Annotated in this window: 19 protein-coding genes; 13 read left to right on the forward strand and 6 right to left on the reverse strand. The window is 52.7% G+C overall.

The window, feature by feature from the left end; translation table 11 throughout:
- Positions 1 to 49: 49 nt before the first annotated feature.
- Positions 50 to 2320: an arginine decarboxylase gene (gene adiA, locus RW65_RS14880; RefSeq protein WP_039057559.1), complete on the forward strand. Its 2271-nt coding sequence runs from the start codon at positions 50 to 52 to the stop codon at positions 2318 to 2320.
- Between the two features lie 273 nt (positions 2321 to 2593).
- The gene (locus RW65_RS14885; protein WP_039057560.1) at positions 2594 to 3124 is read left to right on the forward strand and encodes a helix-turn-helix transcriptional regulator; all 531 of its coding nucleotides are present in this window, start codon (positions 2594 to 2596) and stop codon (positions 3122 to 3124) included.
- 42 nt (positions 3125 to 3166) lie between these two features.
- On the opposite strand, the gene RW65_RS14890 is transcribed toward RW65_RS14885, so the two are convergent.
- A complete protein-coding gene (locus tag RW65_RS14890) occupies positions 3167 to 3742 on the reverse strand; it encodes an HdeD family acid-resistance protein (protein ID WP_039057561.1) in 576 nt (191 codons plus the stop codon).
- Between the two features lie 243 nt (positions 3743 to 3985).
- Between RW65_RS14890 and hdeA the strand changes: the two genes are divergently transcribed.
- From hdeA to opgB, 7 genes are all read left to right on the forward strand, one after another.
- Positions 3986 to 4300, forward strand: a complete 315-nt coding sequence (gene hdeA / locus RW65_RS14895) for an acid-activated periplasmic chaperone HdeA (protein ID WP_039057562.1) — start codon at positions 3986 to 3988, stop codon at positions 4298 to 4300.
- A gap of 322 nt (positions 4301 to 4622) precedes the next feature.
- A complete protein-coding gene (locus RW65_RS14900; protein WP_039057563.1) occupies positions 4623 to 5378 on the forward strand; it encodes an AraC family transcriptional regulator in 756 nt (251 codons plus the stop codon).
- A gap of 114 nt (positions 5379 to 5492) precedes the next feature.
- Positions 5493 to 6830, forward strand: a complete 1338-nt coding sequence (gene adiC / locus RW65_RS14905; protein WP_039057564.1) for an arginine/agmatine antiporter — start codon at positions 5493 to 5495, stop codon at positions 6828 to 6830.
- Between the two features lie 152 nt (positions 6831 to 6982).
- Positions 6983 to 7522 (forward strand): primosomal protein DnaT, encoded by a 540-nt coding sequence (dnaT, locus tag RW65_RS14910; protein WP_039057566.1) that lies wholly within the window; start codon positions 6983 to 6985, stop codon positions 7520 to 7522.
- Positions 7523 to 7524: 2 nt separating this feature from the next.
- Positions 7525 to 8262 carry a replicative helicase loader DnaC gene (gene dnaC / locus RW65_RS14915; RefSeq protein WP_039057568.1) on the forward strand — a complete coding sequence of 246 codons (738 nt, stop codon included), beginning with the start codon at positions 7525 to 7527 and terminating at the stop codon, positions 8260 to 8262.
- Positions 8263 to 8336: 74 nt separating this feature from the next.
- Positions 8337 to 8834, forward strand: coding sequence for a YjjA family protein (locus RW65_RS14920; protein ID WP_039057569.1), 498 nt, complete (start codon positions 8337 to 8339; stop codon positions 8832 to 8834).
- Positions 8835 to 9055: 221 nt separating this feature from the next.
- Positions 9056 to 11344: a phosphatidylglycerol--membrane-oligosaccharide glycerophosphotransferase gene (opgB, locus tag RW65_RS14925; protein ID WP_039057570.1), complete on the forward strand. Its 2289-nt coding sequence runs from the start codon at positions 9056 to 9058 to the stop codon at positions 11342 to 11344.
- Between the two features lie 3 nt (positions 11345 to 11347).
- Here opgB and RW65_RS14930 read toward each other — a convergent pair whose 3' ends face one another.
- Both RW65_RS14930 and tsr read right to left on the reverse strand, forming a co-directional pair.
- Positions 11348 to 12160 carry a GNAT family N-acetyltransferase gene (locus RW65_RS14930; RefSeq protein WP_039057571.1) on the reverse strand — a complete coding sequence of 271 codons (813 nt, stop codon included), beginning with the start codon at positions 12158 to 12160 and terminating at the stop codon, positions 11348 to 11350.
- Positions 12161 to 12245: 85 nt separating this feature from the next.
- Positions 12246 to 13916 carry a methyl-accepting chemotaxis protein gene (gene tsr, locus RW65_RS14935; RefSeq protein ID WP_039057572.1) on the reverse strand — a complete coding sequence of 557 codons (1671 nt, stop codon included), beginning with the start codon at positions 13914 to 13916 and terminating at the stop codon, positions 12246 to 12248.
- A gap of 347 nt (positions 13917 to 14263) precedes the next feature.
- Between tsr and RW65_RS14940 the strand changes: the two genes are divergently transcribed.
- The 4 genes from RW65_RS14940 (at position 14264) to RW65_RS14955 (ending at position 19472) form a co-directional block, all read left to right on the forward strand.
- Positions 14264 to 16417, forward strand: coding sequence for a carbon starvation CstA family protein (locus tag RW65_RS14940; RefSeq protein ID WP_039057573.1), 2154 nt, complete (start codon positions 14264 to 14266; stop codon positions 16415 to 16417).
- Between the two features lie 98 nt (positions 16418 to 16515).
- Positions 16516 to 16719 carry a YbdD/YjiX family protein gene (locus RW65_RS14945; RefSeq protein ID WP_039057574.1) on the forward strand — a complete coding sequence of 68 codons (204 nt, stop codon included), beginning with the start codon at positions 16516 to 16518 and terminating at the stop codon, positions 16717 to 16719.
- A gap of 10 nt (positions 16720 to 16729) precedes the next feature.
- Entirely contained in the window at positions 16730 to 17686 is a 957-nt protein-coding gene (gene yjiA, locus RW65_RS14950; RefSeq protein ID WP_039057575.1) for a GTPase, read from the forward strand.
- A gap of 604 nt (positions 17687 to 18290) precedes the next feature.
- The gene (locus tag RW65_RS14955; RefSeq protein WP_039057576.1) at positions 18291 to 19472 is read left to right on the forward strand and encodes a restriction endonuclease; all 1182 of its coding nucleotides are present in this window, start codon (positions 18291 to 18293) and stop codon (positions 19470 to 19472) included.
- Between the two features lie 134 nt (positions 19473 to 19606).
- Here RW65_RS14955 and RW65_RS14960 read toward each other — a convergent pair whose 3' ends face one another.
- The 3 genes from RW65_RS14960 to RW65_RS14970 form a co-directional block, all read right to left on the reverse strand.
- Positions 19607 to 20977, reverse strand: coding sequence for an NAD-dependent succinate-semialdehyde dehydrogenase (locus RW65_RS14960; protein ID WP_039057577.1), 1371 nt, complete (start codon positions 20975 to 20977; stop codon positions 19607 to 19609).
- 439 nt (positions 20978 to 21416) lie between these two features.
- Positions 21417 to 21722, reverse strand: coding sequence for a type II toxin-antitoxin system RelE/ParE family toxin (locus RW65_RS14965; protein ID WP_039057578.1), 306 nt, complete (start codon positions 21720 to 21722; stop codon positions 21417 to 21419).
- Complete coding sequence (locus RW65_RS14970) at positions 21709 to 21981, reverse strand: type II toxin-antitoxin system RelB/DinJ family antitoxin (RefSeq protein ID WP_039057579.1); 273 nt, start codon at positions 21979 to 21981, stop codon at positions 21709 to 21711. The genes RW65_RS14965 and RW65_RS14970 overlap by 14 nt, the downstream gene beginning before the upstream one ends.
- Between the last annotated feature and the right edge of the window lie 79 nt (positions 21982 to 22060).

A 22060-nucleotide genomic window follows, 5' to 3' on the forward strand; every position in this document is an offset into this window, starting at 1 on the left:
CCGTGCGGCGTATTACTTAGCGCATGCCGCCATTTATGAGGATTAACCCGTGAAAATTCTTATTGTAGAAAGTGAATTTCTGCACCAGGACACGTGGGTCGGCGCTGCGGTTGCGCGTCTGGCAGAAGCGCTTCGTCGCCAGCACATTGAGGTGCTGCAGTCCACCTCTCTGGATGATGGATACGCCATCGTCGCCGCCAACGAAGCCATTGATTGCCTGATGTTCAGCTATCAGATGAAAGAGGAAGATGAGCATCTGCGCGTGCGCCAACTGCTTAATAAGCTTCATGAACGTCAACAATCTGTTCCCGTTTTTTTGCTGGGAGAGCGCGAAAAGGCCACGGCGCTGATCGATTTACAGTTGATGGAGCTTATCGACGAGTTCGCATGGATTCTTGAAGACTCGGCACAGTTTATTGCCGGTCGCGCGGTGGCGACGATGAAACGTTACCGCCAGCAAATGTTGCCGCCGCTCTTCTCGGCGCTGATGAAATATGATGGCATTCATGAATACTCCTGGGCCGCACCCGGCCATCAGGGCGGCGTGGGCTTTACCAAAACGCCGGCGGGTCGTTTGTATCATGACTACTACGGCGAAAATTTGTTTCGCACCGATATGGGGATCGAACGCGCATCGTTAGGTTCCCTGCTGGATCACACCGGCGCATTCGGCGAGAGCGAAAAGAACGCGGCGCGGGTGTTCGGCGCAGATCGTTCCTGGTCCGTCGTTGTTGGCACCTCCGGCTCTAACCGCACCATTATGCAGGCCTGCATGACCGAAAATGACGTGGTGATCATTGACCGAAACTGCCACAAATCGATTGAGCAAGGGTTGATTCTCACCGGCGCGAAACCGGTGTATATGGTGCCCAGCCGTAACCGCTACGGCATTATCGGCCCTATCTATCCCCATGAGATGGAACCGGCAACGCTGCAGGAAAAAATTCATACCAGCCCGCTGACCCGCGAGCGGGCTGCCCATAAACCCACCTACAGCGTAGTCACCAACTGCACCTATGATGGTGTGTGCTATAACGCGAAACATGCGCAGGCGCTGCTGGAACAAACCAGCGACCGTATCCATTTTGACGAAGCCTGGTATGGCTATGCGCGTTTTAATCCGATCTATGCCGATCACTACGCTATGCGCGGCAATCCGGGCGATCGTTCAGGACCAACGGTATTTGCCACCCACTCCACGCACAAGCTGCTGAATGCGCTCTCGCAGGCCTCGTATATTCATGTTCGCGACGGACGCGGCGCGGTCAATTTCTCCCGGTTCAACCAGGCCTATATGATGCATGCCACTACTTCGCCGCTGTACGCGATTTGCGCCTCCAATGACATTGCAGTTTCGATGATGGACGGGAATAGTGGCCAGTCACTGATCCAGGAAGTGATTGACGAAGCGGTCGATTTTCGTCAGGCGTTAGCGCGCCTGTATCGGGAATTTACTACTAACAACGACTGGTTCTTTAAACCGTGGAATAAAGAGACCGTGGTGTGCCCACAAAGCGGTCAGCAATGGGCCTTTGCCGACGCGCCCGCCGAGCTGCTCACGCACGATCAGAATTGCTGGATCATGCGTCCAGCCGAAAGCTGGCATGGATTTGCCGATCTGCCGGATAACTGGAGCATGCTCGATCCGATTAAAGTCAGCATTCTGACCCCTGGTATGGGCGACGACGGCAATTTGCTGCCTGAAGGCGTACCTGCCGCGCTGGTCACCGCCTGGCTTGGCCTGCACGGCATCGTGCCAACGCGTACCACAGATTTCCAGATAATGTTTCTCTTTTCAATGGGCATTACGCGCGGAAAATGGGGAACGTTGCTCAATACATTGTGTTCTTTCAAACGTCATTACGATAGTAACGCCCCGTTGCTTCAGGTGATGCCAGAGGTGGCAAACCGCTATCCGCAAATCTATGCCGGGATGGGCATTCGCGACCTGGGCGACAGCATGTTTAGCTGGCTGAAAATCAACCATCCGGGCGCCAGCCTGAATGCGGCCTATGCTTCCCTGCCGGAAGCGATGATGACGCCGCGGGATGCATATCAGGCCATCGTTGCAGATAATGTTGAAATGGTGGCTGTCGATGGGCTAGAGAACCGCATCGCCGCCAATTCTATAATCCCCTACCCGCCAGGCATCCCGATGTTGTTATCGGGGGAAAACTTCGGCGGCAGCACCAGTCCGCACATTGCTTACCTGCGCGCGTTGCAGTGTTGGGATCTTGCGTTTCCGGGTTTCGAACACGACACCGAAGGCACGGAGATTATTAACGGCGTGTATCACGTTATGTGTATTAAGGCTGAGTAAGCAGGATTTGTTACCCTGGCAAAGAGCAATACCTTTGGCGTAGTTAAATAGTTGATATCCTTGATTTATACTTTTCGCGGGCTTCTCCCCCGCGTTTTTTTTGCCCTTACTAAGCACAGCAGGGGTTACAACATCAGCCACATTAATATCATTAAAAGACATATCGGCGAGCCGTTGCAGAGAGGCTGTAAGTCCATGCGCTATTATTTCGTCTCCTACCATACTACTCATTGGTTTTCGGCAAGATAATATGTGTCAGAAAGGAGTCTGTTCATGATTTTAATGGTCACCAAAGATACGTTCCTTTTGTCTGGAATAACCAGCCTGGTAAAAGATGAAAATATAATAAAAATAGAGAAAACAACCGATATCAGTCATCTCGCGACCGATACATCGACGAAAGTGATTATCGATCTTTATCATAATAATGTGATTGATGACGCTACCGTCAGCACGCTGCAAACGTTAAAGGTGGGGGCAATTATAGTTTTGACGCCGTTTCATATCAGTAAGTTAAAAAACCGTTCGCCGCTTTTTTTCATCAACCGTAAGATGCCGATGGAAAGCTGGCTATCATTATTAACGGAAAAACAAATACCTTACCGCAAGCCGCGAATGGGGTTTTCGCATAATCAGTTTAAAATTGTCAGCCATTTTCTTAATGAAGAACTTCCCTATGAAATCGCTGCGGCGTTGAAGATTACCGAGCAGACTTTACGCAGCCAAAAGTTTAATATTATGTTCAAACTTAAACTGCGGCGAATGAGTGATATCGTCACGCTGAATATCTCGCCCTATTTTTAAACCCTTCCCTGTTTATGCCTGCCGTTTGGGCAGGCATTTTTTTCAGGCGCTCAATTTACTTAACTGCCGCGCCAGAGCAAAGCAGCTACAGGCGCTGACGATAAGCTCAATACCCACGACAAATGAGACCATCACTACCGATGCTTGCGGCGTGGCGCTGATAAAACACCAGCCGATAAACAGATCCAGCACGCCAATGATAAGTAGCATCTCTCTTCCCATCTCTTTACGCTGCCTGAACCACGCCATAATACGAATCAATCCGCCGATAAGAAACAGACCGGCCAGCAAGGTTGCCAAAGTAAAGATCCCTATCTCCGGGGAGGTAATGAAAAAATAACCCATCATCATATAGGCAATACTGACCAGCACACCGGAAACGACCGGCCAGAGATTATGCGTGCGATTTTTCAACATGATTGCTGTCCAGGCAATACTGCTGCATATCAATACCCCGCCTAAAATAACACTCAGCAGGGCTTCTGAGTAAAAAGGAAACACAATAAACAGAATCCCGCTTATAAACATAAGGCAAGCAATAAAGCCAAGAAGATTCTTCTGTTTTCTTATTACGTTTACATTCTGTTTAGCAACGCTATTACGGCTGATATTTAACATTTTACCTCTCCAGAAGTTTCGTCAAAACACCCGCTAAACTTACGCTCAATACCGCCGCTACAATAAGTAATAGTTTAATAACTGTTTCTGATATTTAATTCCTGAAAAAGATTTATCTTAATGTTTTATCTGTATTTACCAACAAAATAGCCCTTAGCAGATACTCTGCTAATTCCTGTACCCTTCATTACATAGTGATATAATCAACCAGGCGTATAACTTAATATTAACGAGGAAGTAAAAATGAAGAAAATATCAGGCATTGTTGTCACGAGTTTATTACTGCTCCCTGTGATGAGTCAGGCAACAGAAATGCAGAAGCCCATTAATAGCTGGACTTGTGAAGACTTTCTTGCACTTAACGCGACTTTCCAGCCGACGGCAATCGGTTATGCGGAAGCGTTGAATAATAAAGATAAACCTGAAAATGCCGTCCTCGATGTGCAGGGTATCGAAACCGTCACACCGGCGATTGTACAAGCCTGTACCGAAGACAAAACGGCCAGCTTTAAAAGTAAAGTAGCAGGCGAATGGGACAAATTTAAAGCACATCTGTAATGGTTATACTTTACGTCATTCCCCCGAAGCCTGGCGGGTTGCGCCACAGGAGCGGTTTTTGTTCGCTGTAAACAGCTGCTCCTGCTGGTAAAGGCTTACATAGAGTATATTTTCCATTTAATGTCAATTCAGCAAAACACCTTATTTTTATTTGTACTATCTCTGCAAAGCTTTATTTACAAAATTAATTTTTCTCTTCCAATTGAAATGATTGTATTTCAGTGTAATTTTTACTGCTTTGGTTTCATCAGACGATTACCTCGAATATATTTAATCAAGTTATCTTATCCCGAGTCACTTTTCATATTCCTGGAGTGCGAGTATGAGACTTTGCAGCAGCGAACCTTGCGTCGTAGTTTTAACAGAAACGGATGTCGACATTAAAATCAACGATCATCCCCCGTATAGATTACCGGCGAATTATCTTGCGATTATTGCCTGTAATAATAACGCCATTGATTTCACCTCATTAAATAATTCGCTCGTTGCCCATGCCAGCCGGGAAATACTGAATGATTACCTGCAGTTTTTGAATAAAAACCTGACAACCATTACACCCTGGTCGCGCCAGGCAATGCCGCTCCTGGCCTGCCCTGGGCGAACGCCTGAAGTTTTCCGCCAGGCGGCGCTACAGAGCGTGATGAAAACAAAAGAAAATTGTGAAATTGAGCGAACCCGTGCGCTGTTATTTACCGTACTTTCCAATTTTCTCGAGCAGGATGGATTTCTTGCGTTACTGATGCATATGCTGCGCAGCAGCGTAAAAGACCGGGTGTATCAAATAATTCAGAGCGATATCAATAAGGAGTGGAGTTTAAGCAAGGTCGCCAGCGCCCTTTATCTAAGCCCCAGCCTGTTGAAAAAGAAGCTGAAGAATGAAGGGACCAGCTACAGCCAGATCGTTACCGATTGCCGGATGCGCTACGCGGCTTATCAACTGTTAATCGAAGATAAAAACATCTCGCAGGTATCACTGTTATGTGGTTATCGCAGTACATCCTATTTTATCTCGGTATTTAAAGCCTGGTACGGTATTACCCCGCTGCATTATGTCGTGCAACATCGGGAGGCCCGCTAAGGTTATAACATTAGCTCTATTAGTAGCGACAACAGCCATATCCCCCTTTGACGCCGAATAAACCGCAGGTTGCGCGTTATTATTGATCCTTAATGGACAATAAGGAGAAAGAGTATGGCAATGGACGCTGACGCGCACAAAGTGGGGCTTATTCCTGTCACCTTGATGGTTTCAGGAAATATTATGGGCTCCGGGGTGTTTTTGTTGCCGGCTAACCTCGCGGCAACCGGAGGGATTGCCATCTACGGATGGCTTGTCACCATTATCGGCGCCCTTGCGCTGTCGATGGTGTACGCCAAAATGTCGTCCTTAGATCCCAGTCCCGGCGGTTCTTACGCTTACGCTCGCCGCTGTTTTGGCCCGTTTCTCGGCTACCAGACCAATGTCCTGTACTGGCTCGCCTGCTGGATAGGGAATATTGCGATGGTGGTGATTGGGGTCGGCTACTTAAGCTACTTTTTCCCCGTTCTGAAAGATCCGCTGGTGCTGACCATAACCTGCGTGGTCTTTCTGTGGATCTTCGTGTTGCTGAATATTGTCGGGCCGAAAATGATCACCCGCGTACAGGCCGTCGCCACCGTGCTGGCGCTGGTGCCTATCGTCGGGATAGCGGCTTTTGGCTGGTTCTGGTTTCATCGCGAAACCTATATGGCCTCGTGGAACGTCAGCGGGCTCGGCACCTTTAGCGCTATCCAGAGCACCCTGAGCGTCACGCTGTGGTCGTTTATTGGCGTTGAAAGCGCCTCGGTTGCCGCGGGCGTCGTAAAAAATCCACAACGAAATGTACCCATCGCCACTGTCGGCGGGGTCCTGATTGCCGCGGTGTGCTACGTGCTGTCGACCACCGCTATTATGGGAATGATCCCCAACGCCGCCTTGCGCGTCTCAGCCTCCCCCTTTGGCGATGCGGCGCGCATGGCGTTGGGGAACACCGCCGGAGCGATTGTCTCGTTCTGTGCGGCGGCGGGCTGCCTGGGTTCGCTGGGCGGCTGGACGCTGCTTGCGGGCCAGACCGCTAAAGCCGCGGCCGACGACGGCCTGTTTCCACCCATTTTTTCTCACGTCAACAAAACGGGCACCCCCGTTGCCGGGCTGCTTATCGTTGGCGTTTTAATGACTATCTTCCAGTTCAGCAGCATCTCGCCGAACGCGGCGAAAGAGTTTGGCCTGGTTTCTTCCGTTTCCGTTATCTTTACGCTGGTGCCCTACCTCTATACCTGTGCGGCGCTGCTGCTGCTCGGACATGGTCACTTTGCGCATGCCCGTACGATGTACCTGGTGATAATCTTTATCGCCTTTCTGTACTGTATCTGGGCGGTTATTGGCTCGGGTGCGAAAGAGGTGATGTGGTCGTTCGTCATGCTGATGGTGATTACTGCCCTCTACACCTTCAACTACAACCGCATCCATAAAAATCCCTACCCCCTTGATGCGCCTGAAAAGAAAGTCTGACCTTGCCAGCGCCTTTCACTGCGCCGCCGCTGGCGGCAGCAGTGAAAAGTTTCAGGTAAACGGGGTGATAAGTAACCCTCATGATCCCGCCATCTTCTCTGTGCTAACATAGGCGACAAAGTACGCCTGTCTTATCCATCAGAGAATGTGTTATGTCCTGCAGAATCCTGACGACCAGCATTGCTGGTATCGATGCCTTTATAAGCGATCCGCGCGGCGTGCTGGCGAGCGCCGAAGGCGGCACGCTTGCCGTGTTCGCCGATAACGCCCCCGCGTTTTACGCCATTACCCCGGCGCGTCTGGCGCAGCTTTTGGACATCGAGGCGCGTCTGTCGCGCCCGGCAAGCGACGTGACGCTGGATACGCAATTCTACGAAGAGCCGTCGGCCGCGCCGGTTGCCGTGCCGATGGGCAAATTCGCCATGTACGCGGGCTGGCAGCCTGATGCGGATTTTCAGCGGCTGGCGGGGCTGTGGGGCATTGCGCTGGCGCAGCCTGTTACCGCTGAAGAGATTGCCGCCTTTGTCGCTTACTGGCAGGCTGAAGGCAAAGTTTTTCACCATGTACAATGGCAGCAGAAACTGGCGCGCAGCCTGCAAATTGGCCGCAGCGCGCAGAACGGCGCGGCGAAGCGGGATATCAATGCCCTGTCTGAACCGGATAATCAAATCCCACCAGGTTTTAGAGGATAACGATGAAAAACGTCGGCGAATTGATGAAGCGACTGCAAAAGATGATGCCTGCTAACACCCAGCCTGCGTTTAAAACGGGCGAAGAGCTGATGGCCTGGCAGAAGCAACAAGGCGAAATCCGTTCGGCGGCGCTGGAGCGCGAAAACCGCGCCATGAAAATGCAGCGCACCTTTAACCGCTCCGGCATTCGTCCCCTGCATCAAAACTGCTCCTTCGATAATTATCGCGTGGAAAGCGAAGGCCAGATGCGCGCCCTTAGCCAGGCGCGGCAATATGTCGAAGAGTTTGACGGCAATATCGCCAGCTTTATCTTTTCCGGCAAACCGGGAACCGGCAAAAATCACCTTGCCGCCGCCATTTGCAACGAACTGCTGCTGCGGGGTAAATCGGTACTGATCATCACCGTTGCAGACATTATGTCGGCGATGAAAGAGACCTTCGGCAACCGGGAAAACAGCGAAGAGCAGCTGCTTAATGACTTAAGCAGCGTTGACCTGCTGGTGATTGACGAGATTGGGATGCAGACCGAATCCCGTTACGAAAAAGTGATTATTAATCAGATTGTTGACCGACGTTCGTCCTCTAAACGCCCAACCGGAATGCTGACCAACAGCAACGTTGAAGAGATGAACAAACTGCTGGGAGAGCGGGTAATGGACAGGATGCGCCTTGGCAACAGCCTGTGGGTTATCTTTAACTGGGACAGTTACCGCAGCCGCGTTACCGGCAAAGAGTATTGAGATTTTTCCATCCGTGGCGCGCCAGCGCCCGGGTGTATAATGCCCCTCTCTTTTCGCTATCAGGATCCGCCGCCATGACATTCACCCCACGCCTGCTTTGCCGTGTCGCTCTTTGTAGCGCGTTTCTCACCGGTTTCGCTCACGCCGCCTCCTGGCAAGATACCCTTTCCAGCGCCGCCAGTGAACTGAGCCAGAAATCGGCCGGTTCATCGTCGCAGCAGGGCGGGTTGTCGCTCTCCTCCCTGACGGGCCTGCTGAATGGCGGTAACCAGGCACTGAGCGCCGATACCATGAACAATGCGGCGGGCGTCATGAGCTGGTGCGCGAAAAACAAGCTCTCCAGCCTGACCAATACAGAAAATGTGAAAAACCAGGTGCTGGATAAACTGGGGCTCGGCGCGAGCCAGCAGAAGCAGGACACCAATTATCTGCAGGGTATTACGGGCATGTTGAACACCAAAAACGGACAGCAGCTCAACCTCAGCAATATCGGTAATACGCCGCTGGCGGAAAAAGTGAAATCTAAAGCCTGCGATATCGTTCTCAAACAGGGCGTAAACTTCCTCTCTTGATGACTGCGCCGCGTTCGCTCAGAGCGCGGCGTTCCCTCTCCCCCTAAGCGCGACGCGGCGAATGCGACGGCTATCACTAATATGCCTTTCTAAACCAATTCTGAATAAACGACCGTAAAGTGTCACTACAATTGCAGCTATGTGACATCGCCATTAAATTATGCGCCTTGTTACAAAAGTGCATAGTTAGCCAGCATTCTGGCAATAATGAGGAATAACGGTTGTCCGAGTTGCTCTCTGTCGCGCTGTTTCTTGCCTCAGTGGTGATTTACGCCTGCAAAGCGGGCCGCAATAGCTGGTGGTTTAGCGCCACATTGCTGGTGCTTGGTCTGTTTGTCATTTTAAATATCACCCTGTTCGCCAGTAACTATTTTACCGGCGATGGCATTACCGACGCGGTGTTATATACCCTGACCAATAGCCTGGCGGGCGCGGGCTTGGGTAAATATCTGCTTCCCGGCGCCGGGCTGGTTCTGGCGCTGGTGGTGCTGTTTTGCGCCCTCGGCTGGGTGCTGCGCCGCCGCCGTCATCGGCCGTACCATTTCGGCTATAGCCTGCTGGCGCTGGCGCTGGCCCTCGGTTCGGTGGATGCCAGCCCGGCATTTCGCCAGATTACCGAGCTGGTCAAATCGCAAACCCGCGAAGGCGATCCCGATTTCACCACTTACTATAAAGTCCCGGCAAAACAGATCCCCCATCCCAAACTGAACCTGGTTTATATCTACGGCGAAAGCTTTGAGCGCACCTATTTTAATGTGCAGGCGTTTCCCGGCCTGACGCCGGAGCTTGGCGCGTTAAAAGCACAAGGGATCGATTTTAGCCATACGGAACAGCTGCCCGGCACCGATTACACTATCGCCGGCATGGTCGCTTCACAGTGCGGCATTCCGCTGTTCGCGCCCTTTGAAGGCAACGCGTCGGCATCGATGTCGAGTTTTTTCCCGCAAAATCTCTGTCTTGGCGATATCCTGAAAAACTCCGGCTACGAAAACTACTTTGTGCAGGGTGCCAATCTGCGCTTTGCCGGTAAAGATGTGTTTCTTAAATCCCACGGCTTCGACCATTTGTATGGTGCCGAAGAGCTGAAAACCACCGTTGCCGACCCGGCTTATCGCAATGACTGGGGCTTCTATGACGATACGGTGCTGGACGAAACCTGGAAAAAATTCGAGGCGCTCTCCCGCTCCGGCAAACGCTTCTCGCTGTTTGCGTTGACGGTCGACACCCATCACCCGGACGGGTTTATCTCCCGCAGTTGCCAGCGGAAAAGCTATGCCATTAACGGCAAAGCTAATCAGTCCTTTAGCGCCGTCGGCTGCAGCCAGCAGCATATTGCGCAGCTTATCGAGAAGATCAAAGCCTCCCCATACTTCAAAAATACGGTCATCGTGGTCTCCTCGGATCACCTGGCGATGAAAAATACCGCCTGGAATGAACTGAATAAACACGATCGCAGCAATCTGTTTTTTGTGCTGCGCGGCGATGCACCGCAGCAGGATATTTCCGGCCTCAAGCGCAGCACGCTGGATAATGGCGCAACGGTTTTGGATATTCTCGGCGGCGATAATTTCCTCGGCCTCGGGCGCAGCAGCGTTTCCGGGCAGTCGCTTTCCGCAATTTTCCTCAATATGAAAAGCAAAGTGCTGGCGTGGAAGCCGGACATTATTCGCCTGTGGAATTTCCCGAAGGAGATGAAAGCGTTCACTATCGATCAGACGAAACAGACGGTGGCTTTCTCCGGCAGCCAGTTCCGCCTGCCATTGCTGGTGCGCGTAGCGGATAAAGTCGAACCGCTGCCGGAAAGTGAATATTCTGCGCCGCTGCGTTTCCAGTTAGCGGACTTCGCCCCGCGCGATAACTTCGTGTGGATCGATCGCTGCTACAAAATGGCGCGTTTATGGTCGCCTGCCCTGTCGCTCTCTACCGACTGGTGCGTGTCCCAGGGGCAACTGGGCGGCGCACAGCAGGTGCAGCATGTAGATACCGCGCAGTGGAAAGGAAAAACCGATTTTAAACAGACGGTGATCGACACGGATCGCTACCAACAAAACGTCGATAAACTGAAGATCCTCGATAACAACATTCGCTACAAAGCCGACAGTTTTGTCTTTAACGTCGCAGGTGCGCCGGAAGAGGTCAAACAGTTCAGCGGCCTCTCACGCCCGGAAAGCTGGGGGCGCTGGTCGAATGCCAATCTCGGCGAAGAAGTGGCGATTGAATATAACCAACCGCTGCCGGAACAGTTCGACCTGGTGATCACCGCCAAAGCCTTTGGCGCGAATGCCAGCCAACCTATTCCGGTGCGCGTGGGCAATGCGCAGCAAAGCCTGACGCTTGGTAATGAACTCACAACCACCACCCTGCACTTTAGCAACCCGTCGCGCAGCAAACGGCTGGTGATTGTGCCTCCGGTGCCGCAGTCGACCAACGAGGGCAATATTTTAGGCCATTCGCCGCGCAAACTGGGCATTGGCCTGGTAGAGATCAAAGTGGTCGCTGGCGCAGGCTAAACGCTAAAACGTTGCTTTCATTTCATACTGGCTGAGAGCCCGCGCGACATAATCTGCGCGCTCGAACAGCAGGGAGAAACGCTCCGGCACCGCCACGGTGGTGCTAAGCGCTGGAAACTGCTGGTTCAGCGCCCGCAGCAGCTCGAGGCCAAACCCTTTGTGCCGGTACTCAGGTTCGACATAGATAAAGCGCAGCTGCGGCGTGTCGGCGAGGGTGGAAACCAGCCCATAGGCGTGTTTACGGTACTCAAAAGCCTGTAGCGGTAACGAGACGGCAGAGAGCGGATCCACCAGCCACGGCAGCCGCTCATGGCTCTCGCCAATGGCGCTGCGCACCACCGCCAGCGGATCGCACTGCTGTAAGGTGCAGCTCTCATCACCGGCTTGTGCGGCCCCCTGATAGCCCAACAGCGGCTGAACGGTGGTAAAGCCCAGCCCATGATAAAGGGCGTAAGCGGCCTGATTATCGCTAAGGACCTCCAGCCACATTTCGTTCACCCCTTTGGCACGCAAAGACGCCATCAGCGACAACATGATCTGCCGGCCCGCGCCCTGGCCACGAAACTGCGGGCGAATGGCGAACGCTGCCAGCCGGGCGCTATTACCGCGTCGGGCCACCAGCGCCACGGCGGCAGGCTCGTCGTTTTCCAGCCAGACACAGGAGTCGACCAGATTGACATCTTCGGCCAGAAAGCGCTGGGCAAAAACAGCGGGCGGCAGGGAAAACGGTACGCTATAGCCAGCAAAACAGTCGGCGGCGATAGCGGCCAGGGTTTCGCAACTATAGTGGATGGCAGGAACAGCGACGAGATTCATAGGGCTTCTCCAGGGGAGTGTCTACTAAGAGTAGCATGCAGAAGCCAGATGCAATGCGCCCTGCGTGACAGGGCGCAAACAACCGTTAGAAGGTTTCCCAGTTTTCGCCGGTGTCGGTCGCGGCTTTACGCGGCTGCGCGGCTGACGGTTCAGCTTTCACGTGGCTTGCAGGCTTCGCGCTGGTGCCTTTGCGCTGTTCCTGCATAATGCGAAATACCGCCACGGCTTGCGTCAGGCGACTGGCCTGCTCTTCCAGCGCCGCAGCAGCGGCTGCCGACTCTTCCACCAGCGAGGCGTTCTGCTGGGTAACGCGATCCATCTCGGAAACCGCCAGCCCAACCTGATCAATCCCGCGGCTCTGCTCATCAGAGGCCGAGGCGATTTCGCCCATGATATCGGTCACGCGGGTGACGGCGCTGACGATCTCATCCATGGTTTCACCGGCGCTTTCCACCAGCGTAGAACCTACCTCAACGCGGCTGACGGAGTCCTCAATCAGGCTTTTGATCTCACGAGCCGCCTGCGCGCTGCGCTGGGCAAGGTTACGCACTTCGCCCGCGACCACGGCAAAACCGCGTCCCTGCTCACCCGCACGCGCCGCTTCCACGGCTGCGTTGAGCGCCAGGATATTAGTCTGGAAGGCAATACCGTCGATCACGCTAATAATATCGGCGATTTTCTGCGAACTGGAGGTAATATCGCGCATCGTTTGCACGACATTATCCACCACTTTACCGCCTTTCTGCGCGGTTTCCGACGCGCTCAGCGCCAGATGGCTGGCCTGGCGGGCGTTTTCAGCGTTCTGTTTCACCGTCGCTGTCAGCTCTTCCATGCTGGCAGCGGTCTCTTCCAGCGAGGCAGCCTGCTGCTCAGTGCGCGAAGAGAGATCGTTGTTGCCGACGGAAATTTCGCTCGCGCCGCTGTAAATGGCGTTTGCGCCGTTACGTACATCGCTGACGGTGCGCACCAGTTCGCTTTGCATATGACGCAGGCTTTCTGCCAGCACGCCCATTTCGCTCGCGCCCTGCACCTCGATGCGCTGTACCAGATCGCCACCGGCGATATGGCGAATATTATCGACCAGGTGATTGATGGGTTTGATCAACGCGGCTTTAACACCCACCCAGACGCAGACGATCACCGCCAGAACCACTAACAGCACGGTGATAATGATCCATACGGCGGAGCTGTAAGAGCTTTCGCTGTCATTCACGGCGGTTTCATACAGATGATCGTTTTGCTGCAAGTAGTTTAGGTACTGCTTCTCAAAACCGTCCTGATAGCGCTGCGTCGGCTGATCGAAGAAATCATTGATCTTGCCTGCGCCCAGCAGTTGGATCAGCTCCGCCAGAGCGTTATGGTAAATATCGTAATTGCGTTTGATCTCGGACGCCGCTTCTTCGCTCTGGCGCGGATCGCGCGGCAGAGCCTGGTAGGCATTCCAGTTCACTTCCGCCTGTTTCAGCGAGGTGCTGGCAATCTGCATCAGATCGTTCACCGTCGCGCCGCTGCCGATATTGCTCTGATCCATCATGTAGCGAATACCCGCACGGTTGAGGGTATTACGGGTTTGCAGCAGCGCCACCCAGCTACCGTTCAAAGTGGATTGCTGCTGACGAATAGTTTGTAAAACGGTGAAGTTTTCTTTGTCGTGTTTCAGCGCGTTGAAGAATAAACCGCCAGATGTGAGTTGTAATAAGCCAAATAACACCAATACCAGCAACAAGCTGGTTACAAGTTTGATACGAGTCAACATTTTTTCTCTTTCCCTAAAGGTCGGTACTGGTTTTTCGGCCTGCCCCGGCAAAACTTTATGGTTTAACGTGCTAAATTTTCATCAATTATCCATCGCTTTATGCCTGGTCTAATTCTCTCGCATCCCGCGTCATTACAGGCGTCACAGTGACCGGCATCACAAATTTTTCCCGCTCATCCGCGCCTAAAACCGCTTATTGCGGCTCCGTTACCGCTTAGCGTCGTTTTCTAACCACTCACGCAAATCAATACCGATTCGCGCGCGTAATTTGTCATCATCGCTGCCAGCATTTCAACCATTTCAACGTTTCTTACTCCGTCCCTTTTTTAGCCAAAACCAGGTTTGATATGGATACTAAAAAGCTCTTCAAGCACATACCCTGGGTGATCCTCGGGATTATCGGTGCTTTCTGTTTGTCGGTTGTCGCATTACGTCGGGGCGAGCACGTTAGCGCCCTGTGGATCGTCGTCGCTTCCGTTTCTGTTTATCTTGTTGCTTACCGCTACTACAGCCTCTACATCGCCCAAAAGGTGATGAAACTCGATCCGACCCGCGCAACACCGGCGGTGATTAATAACGACGGCCTTAACTATGTGCCGACCAACCGCTATGTACTATTTGGTCACCACTTTGCCGCTATCGCCGGCGCAGGCCCGCTGGTGGGCCCGGTGCTTGCCGCGCAGATGGGCTACCTGCCGGGTACGCTGTGGCTGCTGGCAGGCGTCGTGCTGGCCGGTGCGGTACAGGACTTTATGGTGCTGTTTATCTCTTCCCGCCGTAACGGCGCTTCTCTTGGTGAGATGGTCAAAGAGGAGATGGGACGCGTACCGGGGACCATTGCGTTGTTCGGCTGCTTCCTGATCATGATTATCATCCTCGCGGTGCTGGCATTGATCGTGGTGAAAGCGCTGGCGGAAAGCCCGTGGGGCGTCTTTACCGTCTGTTCTACCGTGCCGATTGCGCTGTTTATGGGCATCTATATGCGCTTCCTGCGCCCTGGCCGCGTGGGTGAAATTTCAGTTATCGGCATTGTGTTGCTGGTGGCTTCCATCTGGTTTGGTGGCGTTATCGCCCACGATCCTTACTGGGGCCCGGCGCTGACCTTTAAAGACACCACCATTACCTTCGCGCTGGTGGGCTATGCCTTTATCTCCGCCCTGCTGCCGGTGTGGCTGATCCTCGCCCCGCGCGACTATCTGGCGACCTTCCTGAAAATCGGCGTGATCGTCGGTCTGGCGCTGGGGATTGTTATCCTCAACCCGGAACTGAAAATGCCGGCGGTAACCCAGTACATCGACGGTACCGGTCCGCTGTGGAAAGGTGCGCTGTTCCCGTTCCTGTTTATCACCATCGCCTGTGGCGCGGTATCGGGCTTCCATGCGCTGATTGCTTCCGGCACCACGCCGAAACTGCTGGCCAACGAAACCGACGCACGCCTGATTGGTTACGGCGCGATGCTGATGGAATCCTTTGTCGCCATTATGGCGCTGGTTGCCGCATCGATTATCGAACCGGGCCTCTACTTCGCGATGAATACCCCGCCTGCGGCCCTTGGCATCACCATGCCGAACCTGCATGAGCTGGGTGGCGAAAACGCGCCGATGATTATGGCGCAGCTAAGAGATGTCACTGCCCACGCGGCGGCGACCGTCAGTTCCTGGGGCTTTGTCATCACGCCGGAACAGATCCTGCAAACCGCGAAAGATATTGGCGAGCCGTCTGTTCTGAACCGCGCCGGTGGTGCACCGACCCTGGCGGTGGGTATTGCCCATGTGTTCCATAAAATCATGCCGATGGCAGACATGGGCTTCTGGTACCACTTCGGTATTCTGTTTGAAGCACTGTTTATCCTGACGGCACTGGATGCCGGTACCCGCGCAGGCCGCTTTATGTTGCAGGATCTGCTCGGTAATTTCGTACCGTTCCTGAAGAAAACCGACTCGCTGGTAGCAGGCATTATCGGTACCGCTGGCTGCGTAGGCTTGTGGGGTTACCTGCTGTATCAGGGCGTGGTCGATCCGCTGGGCGGCGTGAAGAGCCTGTGGCCGCTGTTCGGTATCTCTAACCAGATGCTGGCCGCCGTGGCGCTGATGCTGGGTACGGTAGTGCTGGTGAAAATGCAGCGCACCAAATATATCTGGGTCACCGTGGTACCGGCGATGTGGCTGCTGCTGTGCACCACCTGGGCGCTGGGTCTGAAACTGTTCAGCACCAACCCGCAGCTGGAAGGCTTCCTGTATATGGCTAACCAGTACAAAGAGAAGATTGCCGCTGGCGGCGGTGAGCTGACCGCGCAGCAGATTGCGAATATGAACCATATCGTGGTGAATAACTACACCAACGCCGGTTTAAGTATTCTCTTCCTGGTGGTGGTTTACAGCATCATCTTCTACGGTATCAAAACCTGGCTGCAGGTGCGTAACAACACGGTGCGTACCGACAAAGAGACGCCGTATGTGCCGGTGCCGGAAGGCGGCGTGAAAACCTCTTCCCACCATTAAACCTGATGCCGGTGGGCGCCTGATGTAACCTTGCGTTACCCAGGCGTCCCTGGCATAGCCAGCCTGCATCTTATGGCCTCTTATATCGGGAAAGAACAATGTTTGGTAACTTAGGCGAGGCCAAAAAATACCTTGGTCAGGCGGCAAAGATGCTGATTGGCATCCCGGACTATGACAACTATGTTGAGCATATGAAAACCAACCATCCTGATCTGCCGTATATGACTTACGAAGAGTTTTTCCGCGAACGCCAGCAGGCGCGTTACGGCGGAGACGGCAAGGGCGGCGTCCGCTGTTGCTAAAGGAGAATCTATGACCCCCATTGCAGTCACCCTGTTAACCGGCTTTCTTGGCGCGGGCAAAACCACCCTCTTACGCCATATCCTCAATGAACAGCACGGCTATAAAATTGCCGTCATCGAAAACGAGTTCGGCGAAGTCTCCGTCGACGATCAACTGATTGGCGATCGCGCCACGCAGATCAAAACCCTGACCAACGGCTGTATTTGCTGTAGCCGCTCTAACGAGCTGGAAGATGCGCTTCTCGATCTGCTCGACAGCCTCGATCGCGGTGAAATCCTCTTTGACCGGCTGGTGATTGAGTGCACCGGGATGGCGGATCCGGGACCGATTATTCAGACTTTTTTCGCCCACGAGATTCTTTGTCAGCGCTATCTGCTGGATGGCGTGATTGCCTTAGTCGATGCGGTTCATGCCGACGAGCAGATGAATCAGTTCACGCTGGCGCAGTCGCAAGTGGGCTATGCGGATCGCATCCTGCTCACCAAAACCGATGTGGCGGGCGACAGTGAGCCGCTTCGCGAACGTATAAGCCGTATCAACGCCCGCGCGCCAATTTACACCGTCACCCACGGCGATATTGAACTGGCGCAGCTGTTTGATACCAACGGTTTTATGCTGGAAGAGAATGTGGTTGCCGCCAAACCGCGTTTCCATTTTATCGCCGACAAGCAGAACGATATTCATTCGATTGTTGTTGAGTTGGATTACCCGGTGGATATCAGCGAGGTCTCCCGCGTGATGGAGAACCTGCTGCTGAGCTTTGCCGAGAAACTGTTGCGCTACAAAGGCATGTTGTGGATAGACGGCGAGCCTAACCGCTTATTGTTCCAGGGCGTGCAGCGTCTCTACAGCGCCGACTGGGATCGTCCGTGGGGCGATGAAACGCCGCACAGCACGCTGGTATTTATCGGCGTTCAACTGCCGGAAGAAGAGATCAGAGCCGCGTTTGCCGACCTGCAGAAATAACCGGCCGGCTGCTTTGTTCTGCCCGCTTCACGCCCCCGTAAAGAATGGGTGGCTGAAAGGAGAAGACCTTGCCTTTTATGCTGCCTGCAGGCGCACCTTAATTCCCCCCATCGCCTTGATTGTCGATGGGGTTTTGCTTTTGCTGGGGCGATATGCCAATTAAGCGCTGCGCTGCTGAGGATTTTTAGGGATATTTGCTGTTACAATTTTTATATTAAATATAATTACTGGTATGAGCGTCTATATGCCGGGAACAGCGGGGTAAATAACGTAAAAGAATATCTCCGGCATGATGATTTGCATCGAATACCCCGTCATTGATAGCGCTTCCTTCGCTACCTGCCAGCAGGGGATGATTTATTGTAAAGGGATATTATGCATAATTGATTTCTCTTTTCGGCTCTATAATATATTTCCGTTTACCGTAATGGTAAGCGCGGTAATAAATGCATCCGGCTGTATTGCCGATTAAATCCAGGATTTAATTTATAATTGGCACGGCTATTATGCAGCCATACTTGCTCTACAAAATAAGTGACATATTCAATAGAATTCTTTTCCTGACGTGGCAAGCTATGCTCACAGCACTCGTTAAGGGAACAACGTGAAAAATTACAAAGTCATCACCCCGCTTTTTCCAACCTATGCACAAGTGAAAGCGATGATGAAAGCCGTTTCCGGCTATTCGGTCAAATCCGTGCGCAACATGATTAATGCGATTCGTGAACAAACCGGCACACCGCAAAATCCCGTCGACTGGTCTGAACCCGATATGTGGATCAGCGAACGTTTAACCGGTGAAGATGCTGTAATAGCCCGCCGCATTTGGAATCAGGACGATCATATTCTCAACCCTCGCCATAGCTACGGCTGCTATTTATTTCTTAATCTTCCGCTGTTTGAATTGATGGCCACGACGTACAAAGATGCCTGGATTCCGACGCAACGGGGTGAAAAGTTTCTCAATGATGACGAAGCCACGCTGCGATCTCTCGACGATCATGAGGGATTACTGCAATTGCTTGAGCTGCTGGCCGGACGTGAAATGTCCCGGCGTGCCGATCTATTACCGGAATGGCAGGCGTTTTTACATCAACACTCAAAATTTGCCTCCACCAGCTCGATCAAAAGCACGCTCTATTCTCGCCTGTATAACCTTATCGATCGTGACATGGTTGCCCGTGAAGGCATGAGTTATCGCATTACGGATAACGGTCGCGCGTGGCTGGGTAAAGCCTTGCCAACGCGCAGAGCCGATCCGCGCAAGGTGCTGTTAGAAGCGGTTAAACGCTATAACCAGCAGCAAAAAGAGCTGCTGCGCGAACAGATAAGCACCATGAATCCTTATAAATTTGAGCATTTAATCGGTCAACTTCTGGAAGCAATGGGCTATGAGCAGGTAGAAGTCACCAAAGCTTCGGGGGATAAAGGCGTCGATGTAGTGGGCAGAGTGCAGGTGGGCATTACCACCATCACCGAAGTGGTGCAGGTGAAGCGGATGCAGAGCAATATTACCCGGCCGATTATCGACCAGATGCGCGGCGCATTGCCTTACCACAGCGCGATTCGCGGTACGTTAATCACCACCGGCCGCTTTGCGGGTAACTGCGGAAAAGCGGCCCTGCATCCCGGCGCAGCACCGATCACTTTAATTGATGGCGATCGTCTGCTGGAGCTGCTGATCGAGAATAATGTCGGCATTCGACGTAGCAATGCCGTCGAGCTGCTGGACGTTGATCTACAGCTTTTCGACGAGCTGGATGAAGGATTAAAAGGGGAAATTTAAGCGGCTTATCACGGCACTAAGCACGTATGCCAGCAATACAAGAGGTTAAACAGGCTTAATTGCCGGGTAAGCGCTTACTTACCCGGCAAATCAGTTAGTTGTTAACACGGCACACTTCACCGGTTAACCCGCAGCTACTTATGCACCACCACCAGCTTCTGGTTAACAAACTCTTTAATGCCTAAATCCGAGAGTTCGCGGCCAAACCCGGAGCGTTTCACCCCGCCGAACGGCAGCTCTGCGGCGGTATCCGTCAGCCAGTTGATATACACCATCCCGGTTTCAATACGCGACGCCATCTGTTTAGCGCGGTCGATATTGCGGCTGAAAATAGCGCCGCCGAGACCGTAGTGGGAATCGTTCGCCAGCCGTACCGCTTCCTCATCATTATTCACCACATAGATCTGCGCTACCGGGCCGAAAAACTCCTCAAAGTACGCCGGATTATCACGGGTGATATGGGTCAAAATGGTCGGTTCAAAGAAGTTGCCTTCGCCACTGGCGGGCTTACCGCCAAAGTGCAGTTTCGCGCCATGCTGCACCGCATCGCTCACCTGTTTACTGAGGGTATCAAGGGCGTCTTTCGATGAGAGCGGGCCAAGGGTAGTGCTTTCATCCAGCGGATCGCCAATCTTCACCTGTTGAAATGCGTCGGTGAACTGGCGCATAAACTGGTCGGCAATATCCTGATGAATGATAAACCGTTTTGCCGCGGTACAGACCTGCCCGGCGTTCGCCAGCCGCGCCTGTACGCCAATCTCGACGGCTTTTTGCAAATCCGCATCATCGAGTACGATAAACACATCGTTGCCGCCCAACTCCAGCGTCGATTTTTTGATATGTTTTGCCGCCTGTGCCGCCACCGCGCTGCCGGCTTTTTCCGATCCCGTTAGCGCCGCGCCCTGTACGCGCGGATCGGCAATAATCGCCGCGACCTGATCGGACGAGATAAACAGATTGGTCCACGCCCCTTCCGGCGCACCCGCTTCGCGCACCAGGTGGGCAAAGGATTCCGCGCACTGCGGCACAATGCTGGCATGTTTACAGATAACCGGGTTACCGGCGGCCAGGTTCGGTGCCAGCACGCGCATCAGTTGGTAATAAGGGAAGTTCCACGGCTCGACCGCCATAATCACGCCAATCGGATGGTGTTCAACCCAGGCTTCACCGAGGTCCGTTTGGTACTTCACCGGTGCAAGGAAAGTTTTGGCGTTATCCGCGTAGTAGCGAGCGATCTGCGCACAAATTTTCACTTCGCTGCGGCTCTGCGCAATTAACTTGCCCATCTCCCGGCTGGCTATTTTCGCCAGTTCTTCCTGCTGGCTTTCCAGCAGATCGGCAAGTTTATGCAGTATCGGTAAACGCTGTTCAATATCGCCCTTTGACCAGGCAGAGTGGTACAACGCATCGGCCTTACGTAGTGTCACTTCAATATCGGCGTCGCTGTGGTTGGGGTACGCTTTAATCAGCTGATTATTTGCAGGATTGACTGTTTGGTACGCCATATCAGGTCTCCTTATTTTACCGCTTAGGGTATTAAGGGTAGTAAAGATGGCCGGTGATGAAAGTAAAGTTGGGTATATACGGAGAGTTCTGAGGTAAAACGTTTATTAAACGCACGGGATGATAAAAAACAGCAGCCGTTAAAAGAAATTAATAATGTCGATAACATAGTGGAACACTATTACTCATTAATAACGACACTGCATGTATGCGCCTCGCCATTTTCACCATTATTATTTTAATTCAATAGGTTGAACAACCCTGCTGCGGGCGCCGCAGGAAATTTCGCTTATTGAGTACAATTATGGCTATCGATCCCGGCTCAGGGAATTATGCGTGGCCTGCCTAGACTTTTTCTTTACGTTATTTATTGCAACTCAATATCTACCAAGAAAATGCTACTGCTGAATTTAATTATTGTGGAAAACGCTTTAAGAAAAGCTATTCAAATAGCTCCGCATGGGTACCGAGGTCAGTAAACACCACCAAATGTTTCGCTTCATCCACACGATAAACCCGTAAATAGTCACCACCAATATGCAGTTCACGAAAACCCGCCAAATTTCCGCTTAAGGGGTGATCGTTATACTGCGGCGGAAGGGGACCGCCCGAAAGCACCAGAGATAAAATCGCGGCGGTCTCATGCATATCTCTGCGGCCCGCTTTATTGTAACGTTGCCAGGCTTTCACAAAGCTTTTGGTGTAATCAGAGCGGTAAGGCAGTGGCGCGCGTTTACTCTTTACCATCGTTTAAGCTGTCCATTAGCTGATTAATGCCCTCAAAGCGTCCATGCTGGTGGGTTGCGATCTCTTCGGCTTCACTCATCGCTTTGCGCAATCGCGCGTTCGGTTTACGCGACACATCAAAGGGAATACCTTCATTTTTCACGATTTGCTCCGCAAACAAGCGTATCGCCGTGCTCCAGTTAAGGCCGCAGCTTTCGAGCACCTCCCCAGCGCGCGCTTTCAATTCACTGTCGATACGCGATCGAATAACTGAATCCATAACACCCTCCTGAATACGTGTAGCCACATTGTAGCTACAAAATTCGCGCATTGCATCATCTCCGCGTTCCGCTCTATGC

The organism is Enterobacter sp. Bisph1, assembly GCF_000814905.1.
Lineage (GTDB): Bacteria > Pseudomonadota > Gammaproteobacteria > Enterobacterales > Enterobacteriaceae > Kosakonia.

Bases quoted from the DNA above. Each gene is read 5' to 3' on its own strand.
- hdeA (WP_039057562.1), top strand. From the start codon at position 3,986: ATGAAGAAAATATCAGGCATTGTTGTCACGAGTTTATTACTGCTCCCT.
- adiC (WP_039057564.1), top strand. From the start codon at position 5,493: ATGGCAATGGACGCTGACGCGCACAAAGTGGGGCTTATTCCTGTCACC.
- dnaC (WP_039057568.1), top strand. From the start codon at position 7,525: ATGAAAAACGTCGGCGAATTGATGAAGCGACTGCAAAAGATGATGCCT.
- dnaT (WP_039057566.1), top strand. From the start codon at position 6,983: ATGTCCTGCAGAATCCTGACGACCAGCATTGCTGGTATCGATGCCTTT.
- RW65_RS14940 (WP_039057573.1), top strand. From the start codon at position 14,264: ATGGATACTAAAAAGCTCTTCAAGCACATACCCTGGGTGATCCTCGGG.
- RW65_RS14900 (WP_039057563.1), top strand. From the start codon at position 4,623: ATGAGACTTTGCAGCAGCGAACCTTGCGTCGTAGTTTTAACAGAAACG.
- RW65_RS14960 (WP_039057577.1), bottom strand. From the start codon at position 20,977: ATGGCGTACCAAACAGTCAATCCTGCAAATAATCAGCTGATTAAAGCG.
- RW65_RS14970 (WP_039057579.1), bottom strand. From the start codon at position 21,981: ATGGATTCAGTTATTCGATCGCGTATCGACAGTGAATTGAAAGCGCGC.
- RW65_RS14965 (WP_039057578.1), bottom strand. From the start codon at position 21,722: ATGGTAAAGAGTAAACGCGCGCCACTGCCTTACCGCTCTGATTACACC.
- RW65_RS14885 (WP_039057560.1), top strand. From the start codon at position 2,594: ATGATTTTAATGGTCACCAAAGATACGTTCCTTTTGTCTGGAATAACC.
- RW65_RS14930 (WP_039057571.1), bottom strand. From the start codon at position 12,160: ATGAATCTCGTCGCTGTTCCTGCCATCCACTATAGTTGCGAAACCCTG.
- RW65_RS14920 (WP_039057569.1), top strand. From the start codon at position 8,337: ATGACATTCACCCCACGCCTGCTTTGCCGTGTCGCTCTTTGTAGCGCG.
- tsr (WP_039057572.1), bottom strand. From the start codon at position 13,916: ATGTTGACTCGTATCAAACTTGTAACCAGCTTGTTGCTGGTATTGGTG.
- RW65_RS14890 (WP_039057561.1), bottom strand. From the start codon at position 3,742: ATGTTAAATATCAGCCGTAATAGCGTTGCTAAACAGAATGTAAACGTA.
- RW65_RS14945 (WP_039057574.1), top strand. From the start codon at position 16,516: ATGTTTGGTAACTTAGGCGAGGCCAAAAAATACCTTGGTCAGGCGGCA.
- yjiA (WP_039057575.1), top strand. From the start codon at position 16,730: ATGACCCCCATTGCAGTCACCCTGTTAACCGGCTTTCTTGGCGCGGGC.